Annotated in this window: 7 protein-coding genes; 2 read left to right on the top strand and 5 right to left on the bottom strand. The window is 40.5% G+C overall.

What is annotated here, in order from left to right; all coding sequences use genetic code 11:
• The first annotated feature begins 481 nt into the window (after positions 1-481).
• Complete coding sequence (locus ACWNM1_RS21290) at positions 482-1,327, top strand: lipase family protein (protein ID WP_449602569.1); 846 nt, start codon at positions 482-484, stop codon at positions 1,325-1,327.
• Positions 1,328-1,579: 252 nt separating this feature from the next.
• On the opposite strand, the gene ACWNM1_RS21295 is transcribed toward ACWNM1_RS21290, so the two are convergent.
• The 3 genes from ACWNM1_RS21295 to ACWNM1_RS21305 form a co-directional block, all read right to left on the bottom strand.
• Entirely contained in the window at positions 1,580-2,179 is a 600-nt protein-coding gene (locus ACWNM1_RS21295; protein ID WP_449602573.1) for an MFS transporter, read from the bottom strand.
• 117 nt (positions 2,180-2,296) lie between these two features.
• Entirely contained in the window at positions 2,297-2,668 is a 372-nt protein-coding gene (locus tag ACWNM1_RS21300; protein ID WP_449602570.1) for a phosphatase PAP2 family protein, read from the bottom strand.
• Between the two features lie 80 nt (positions 2,669-2,748).
• Complete coding sequence (locus ACWNM1_RS21305) at positions 2,749-3,090, bottom strand: DUF4181 domain-containing protein (RefSeq protein WP_341052945.1); 342 nt, start codon at positions 3,088-3,090, stop codon at positions 2,749-2,751.
• 413 nt (positions 3,091-3,503) lie between these two features.
• Between ACWNM1_RS21305 and ACWNM1_RS21310 the strand changes: the two genes are divergently transcribed.
• Positions 3,504-3,935 carry a flavodoxin domain-containing protein gene (locus ACWNM1_RS21310; RefSeq protein ID WP_340971244.1) on the top strand — a complete coding sequence of 144 codons (432 nt, stop codon included), beginning with the start codon at positions 3,504-3,506 and terminating at the stop codon, positions 3,933-3,935.
• Between the two features lie 74 nt (positions 3,936-4,009).
• On the opposite strand, the gene ACWNM1_RS21315 is transcribed toward ACWNM1_RS21310, so the two are convergent.
• The gene (locus ACWNM1_RS21315) at positions 4,010-6,079 is read right to left on the bottom strand and encodes a serine hydrolase domain-containing protein (RefSeq protein WP_449602571.1); all 2,070 of its coding nucleotides are present in this window, start codon (positions 6,077-6,079) and stop codon (positions 4,010-4,012) included.
• A gap of 83 nt (positions 6,080-6,162) precedes the next feature.
• The gene (locus ACWNM1_RS21320) at positions 6,163-6,885 is read right to left on the bottom strand and encodes an MOSC domain-containing protein (RefSeq protein ID WP_339265902.1); all 723 of its coding nucleotides are present in this window, start codon (positions 6,883-6,885) and stop codon (positions 6,163-6,165) included.
• Positions 6,886-6,990: the final 105 nt, after the last annotated feature.

Here is a 6,990-nt window from a genome sequence, read left to right on the forward strand (position 1 = left end):
GATAAAGAGAGCAGGTGGTCGGAAAACCGTCAGCTCTCTTTTTAATATATTTATAGATTTTGAGCAAATAATATCTCCTGAGTCCGCCCAAGGTTACAAAAGAACGCCGCATTCGGCAGTTTCATCTGCCCGAACCCCAAAAAAGATACCGTTCACAGTTACTGTGGAACGGTATCTTTTTTTTCAATAGAAATAGCCATGACACTACTTACTACGCTTTCCGATTCATAAACTTCTCAAAGCTCCCCGCATTCAAGACAAATGATTTTAAAACCATGGCATTTCACTTCATTAATACCCTTAAATTAATCATTTACGTACACTAAAGTTAGATTCATATTAAACCTCCTAATAACAGATAATCTGAAGTAAGTATTCAACGGTGTTGAATTTAGCCCTTTCATTAGTACAGGGTCTCGCATGATATAGGAATCTCTCCCTCGTCCCCTTAATATAGTTTAGGAAGAGGGGCGGGATGCACATGGGTACCAAAAATGATCAAGAGCAAAGGGCTATCTTTCTAGCTGCTATCTGCGGACAGACCTATGCGCAGTTCTCAAATAAAGATGGTTCGTTCATCGTTCCATTAGGTTATCAGATCGTGGATACGATTGAAGCAAGATCCATCAGCGAGGTGTGGGAACGCTTTGGATTTATTTTGGAATCTCCAAAAGAGATTATCGTTGCCTTCCGAGGAACCAGCTCCACAACTGATTGGATGTCAAACGTTATGGCCTCACAAGAGAGATTCAATTACATTAAAGAAGATACCCTTACCCACCGCGGTTTCACGAATATCTACTCATCAGCGCGCGATGGAATTATCTCTACAGTCGCTAAGTTATCTCCCGATAAGACCTTATACATTACTGGTCACAGTCTTGGCGGAGCACTCGCCACTTTATGTGCTATTGATCTTGCGGCCAACACCTCACACCTCTCACCTATTCTGTTCACCTATGGCTCACCACGTGTAGGCGATCCTAACTTCGTTAATGCTTTTAAACAATACGTCCGCAAGAGTTACCGTTATGCGAATCTTTTTGATGTTTTTACCTACGCGCCTCCACATGTATACAGGCTACCTAAACGGGAAACGAAGTACTATTACAGTCATATCCACACTTTTTTATCACTGTCATTTCAGAATGGATCGGCAAGTGGTAATCATATGATCAGCTACTATTTCACAGAGCTATCCAAGCTTCAACCGCACTACTCCGAGGAGCTTTGTCTAACGAACCCAGGATTCTGTCCAGTTGTAAATAACCCCATCATAAGCGCATCAATTCCACCAACTGCACCTCATGCGGAGACAACTTACTAATTAACGAATAGGTGCTCGTTATTTCGATTTGTTCAAAGGTCAGTTGCGGGCAGCTCACTTGCTTCAAATAATTAAGGGTGTCAGCATCTATAGGATGAGGCGCCCCCATTCGTACCCACAGGTCGAAAACGCTTCAATTTTGTCTGTTAATTGTATGTCTTTTGATCGTATACGAGCCTGGTTGAATATCTGTAAGCTCCAACGTCTAATTATAGTTGTGTATCCCAATAGCCACAAAACGGATCCACAGGATTAACTCTTTACGCGTTCTTTAGTGTTCGCAAACATGTTTAGAAACAACAGCAGTGCAATGCTTGAGAACAAGATCATGGTGACCAGGAAACCCTTTGCTTGATCGCCACCACCAAAAGCTTTCACAAGCGACATCGTTCCAGCACTAACTGTAACAACCCCAATCACGTCGAATATCATACGAACCGTATTGATCACTTTACGTTCATTAGAATTACTAGTCAGACTTGGCAGGATTGCAGACAGTGGTAGATTAATACCGGAATACATAATACCGAGCACGGTGTACGAAATGTATGCGTATACAAGTTTGCCCGTATCACCAAAATCCGGCGTCAAAAACATAAGAACTGCAGTCAAACTGAAAGGAACAGCAAGCCAAAGAAAATAGGGTCTGCATTTCCCCCACTTTGTTTGCGTGCGGTCAATCATGACACCAATAAACGGCTCGACGATCGCGTCGATTACCCGTGCAACAAGAAATACTACAGCTACCGCACCTGGGTTCAGACCAAACACATCCGTATAGAAGTACATGAGGTAAAGTGTTGTCATCTGGAATATCAGATTTGACGCGGTATCCCCTAGCCCATAACTAATTCGCTATCTCCATGGCATTTGATTTTCATTCATACTACCATCTCACCTGCGCCGCATTTTGTTAGCGCTTTCTTAATTGCATTGTACTGAAGCTGATTCATTTAAACTGTCCGTATTTTAACGAAAATAGGGGGCATTTTTATCTTTTAACAGAGCGGTAGCGTTAGGCTGACTATTAGGATACAGATCAACCTTAAAGAGCTTACAGAACAGCAGCATACAAAATGCTCCAAATAATACATCCGTTGCAAAATGATCTCCCATAATGACGCGGCTAGTCGAGGTGCTGATTCCCCACACTACCGCACAGACAAGCATGATATTGCGCCATTTATTAGCGAAAGGCATAAACATCATCCACAGCATCATAGTCCAGCCATTGGCAGAGTGACCCGAAGGAAAGGATTTGTATGCTTCTGTTGTGACGCCGTTCTCTTGAATACCTTGGGGGAGAAACCAGCTTGTAAATAGAGAATAATCGCCCTCCATATTACGAAAACGCATCCTAGCAAAAAAAGCCTAATCCCCTGTGCACGCTGACAGGAGATTAGGCTTTATGGTACAAACGATTAGAAAAGGAAATAAACTAACACCACACCTTCAACTAACAAAATCAGTGAAACGATATGTTGTTTCGTATGCTTTATAAATTTCCAATCAATAAATGACTGAAATCCTAGGGAAATAATTATGAATACAATCCAAAACCACTTCATTCCCATCCCCTGTACGCCATCAGCTATCATTATGACAATCACCGAAATTAATCCAATAAGTCCAAGTATTAATTTACCTTTTATATTTAGCTCATTACCGTCGTCAGAAAGTTTTTCTTTATCCGGGCCAACAATCCATATCCTTAAAAAATAACCAGAAAAAGCAATAATTAATAATAAAAATGGAATGATCAATCCTGTTGCCCTCCTTCTAAGAAGTTATTCATATTTATTTCTTATCATTAGTTCTTTGATTTCTCTTAACTCATTTAATATTTCTTTTGATATTTGCGTACTTCTAGAGTTATCGATGCCTAATTTAATCACGAATACTCCAAGCAAAAAATAGATGACTAGCATTACGATAATACTCAACTTATCTCCACTCCTCTCTTTATCGTTTGATTCTTAAAGGATGTAGTTAGTGATAGCTTAATTATTCCTATGATACCATAATAAGGGTTTTTAATTAGCTCATGAGAACTTGTTGCTAACTTGACAAAAGATCTGCATTTTCGATAGTATAGTTAATATCTTGATTATCAAGATATTAGATTTGCGAGGGTGTTTTGAAACCTGAACCATTTAAACTGAAAAGAGGGACCACTATGGCAGTACTTATTCTATACGCTACAAAATCAGGGGCAACAGAGCAATGCGCAAAGGTATTATCAGAAGAGCTTCCTCAGAGTAAGATCTGTAATATTGAAATAGAGAAGCCAAGTCTTGAGGCATTTGATAGCATTATTTTAGGTGCTGGAGTAAGAGACGAGAAGATATATAAAGCGATTCGTGATTTTATCAAAAAAAATAAAGATGAGTTACTAAATAAGAAGATGGGCTACTATATTTGTAACGAAAAACCAAAGACTACGGAGGAATTAATTGAGAAGAATTTTCCAGATGATTTAAAAAAAGCTGCGGTTTGCATCGAATCCTTTGGTGGTTATAAAGCCTATAAGGCTCCCAAAGAAGGTACTGATCAGCTCAAGGGGATTTTTGTAGATAAAATAAAAGAGTTTTCTAAGAATTTTAAATAAAAGATCCTGTTACCAAGATAAATGATCTGGGTAACAGGATTTTTTTTAATAAAATACAATTGAATGGTTTATTACTACTTGATTGTCAATTCAAACTTCGCACCCACATCGCTTACAAATACAATTTTCCCGTTACTCGGAAGTTTAACTTGCATAAGACCACTGACAGTAGAGAAATTCACACACACACCATTCGCATCATAAACAGCAAAGGAACCTTTAGGTGGTAGCCCTACTGTCATCAACTTGCCTGATGCTGTCTCAGGTACTTCATACCATCTCGCATATCCATCTGCTTGAATGGTTACCAATGATTGCGGGCCGGCATAGATAGGTTTAATGGCATCCTGTGTGATAAATAATTGGTTTCCAACCTTGAGATACTCCACGCCCTCTTTATTTTCAAAAACAATATCCGCAAGATCGCGCCCGCCTAAAGTTGGAATTTGCACGGTCATTTCAGCTTTATTTGGCCCAGTTATTTTATTTGAGCCCATATAGCCCGGTGCATCAGGGAACATAGCAATTCCAGCTACTGGCATACTCATGTAAAATTGTGAGCTATACTTCTCACTGACATCAAAATACAATTTCCCTTGACGCTGCTGCCAAGCTGATAAGACCTCATTGGATAAAGCGTTTGCCTCTAGCTTTTCAGCTGAATATTGAGAAAGAGCAGTCTCACCAAGCCCTGGAATGACCCCGTACCCTTGAATCCAAAGGTAGACACGACCATTGCTTTCCTTCACAAAGCTGACTTTATTAGTACCCGTTTCATCTAAGAATTCACCGTTTGTATTATACGAAAATTTCTGAGCTGGAAATGTAGGTGCCATAATCGAAGATACACTTAATTCCCCAGCTTTACTAAGCTCTATCTTCATCAGTTGTGTAGAATCAGCATAGACACCAGCATAATCCAGCAATTCCTGCGGCATAACCTCTTTGTTCGAAGCTTTAAATGTAGGTGTAGGTTTTCGTTCCTTGATAACTCCCTTTTCTTGTAGCGCACTGAGCAATATTTCGTTAGCAAGCATCTGATCGGTTGTGCTATCCCCACCAGAAGATACCACAGCTGCTGCCATCTTCTGATCAGGCAATACAACAAGTGAAGTATGATACAGAGTTGTATCCCCACCCTTTGTCAGAGCTTTGATCTCGTACTGATTGAATGGATATAAATTTACACTGTCCCAGCCCAATCCATACGCAAACGAATTATCTTTTCCTTTTGGCCACATTCCACGCTTGTACTCCTCTTGCTCCATCGCTTTTACTGATTTTTCTGACAGAATCTCTTTCGATCCCCCAGTGAAAATAGTTGCAAAGCGCACCAAATCTTCAGCCGTAGAATAGATGCCCCCTGTTCCAATCACGTTAATCGTCTCTTGAGGTAAAGCGGCAGAGTAGGTAGCATTGTATACACTTGCCAGCTGTCTAGAATCCACAGAATCTACTGGCGTTTTCGTATGCCCAAGCCCTAAAGGACCTGTAAAATTCTGATGGATGAATGTAGTGAAGTCCATTCCACTAACTTTCTCAACAATCAACTCCGCCAGCGTAAATCCATCATTACAATATACGGAGTAAGCTCCTGGATCTGCCTTTAGGCGCTCAGTTGACAAAGTCGCTAGCAAATTATCTTTGGCGATAGAATCAGAATCATTGAATAAGAAAGAGTTTGATAAGTTCGAACCCCCAAGACCTGATGAATGATTCAGCAGCATTCGTACGGTGATTTGCTTATAACGTGAATCTTCCATCGTAAAATGATTCAGATACGATACGACAGGTGCATCCAAATCTACCTTTCCTTGATCAACGAGCTTCATAATAGAAGCGGTCGTATACATTTTACTCGTCGAGCCAATTCCATACATCGTTGTAGTGCTTGGTGCTGTCTTGCTCTCCACATGGCTGTATCCAGTTGTGCCGCTCATAACGATATTATCGCCATCGATAAGAGCATATTGGAGACTTGTCGTTCCTATCTTTTCCGTTAAGAACGCTGCCTTCTCTGCCGCGATCTTCTGAGTGTTCACATATGTTTGCGTTTTGCTACTATCCGCTGCTAGTGCATTCGTAGGAAGATAAACTACTAAAAGTAAAGATACCATCAACAGGGATATTATTTTCTTCATCATACATTCCCTCCCACTCTGAATTTTCCATTCCTATAAAGGGTAATTTATCCATATGAGAATGTAAAGGACGTTTATGTCATTATCTAATCCATTAATTCTACTTTGTCTCCGATTCTGATTTCCCCTGTCTTAACTACAGAAGCGTACACTCCGAAGTGCAGTTCAAATTCTTGGTTTAGTTTTTTCAATAATTTGGGGTCTCTTTCCTGACTATCCGGGTCCATCGTGATAACCATACATCTCTCACAAAAACTATCTACCTGTAGCTGAACATCTCCTATGGAGAGCTGCCGTCCGATCCAATCCCCTTCGAAAAGAGATTCATCGCTTAGAGCTATAACAAAGTTCCCACGAAACCGTCGCTGATCCAAGGAATGTCCCCACGCAGCCTCTAGCTTCTTCAAACTAGCATCCGTAATGAGTAAAATACTGGCGCCATCCACCGATAACAGTTGCGGGTGCTCTGGCTGTGGATGTGAAGCTTTTATACTAGACATGGTAATTCGCGTTTTAGTTTGGCTTTGGATTTCTTCCAATAAATGCTCATCCCACCCAAAGGTTCGTCCATCCGAAGCCCTTACATGAATTTCTCCATTGATAAATTGCGCTTGGTAGGTAAGCATTTTAGGATTATTTCTAGCCGTAAAATACCGCCACCAGCCCTCTTTTGACTCATCATAAAAGGCACAGAAGCGATCCCCTAACATTCCATACGGTTCTATTACACAGGTTTCCAATCGTTCACCTGCAAATGACTTGACTGGATAGCGATTAATTTCTCTGATTTCACCAACGATTGATTGCACGGTACAACGCCTCCACTTTCTAAAAATACAACATATCCTTTAATTCTACCTGAAATCGTTTGACTCTTGCACCCTTATTTTCACAACAACACATAGCTATTTCGA

This window comes from Paenibacillus sp. Marseille-Q9583, from assembly GCF_976954365.1.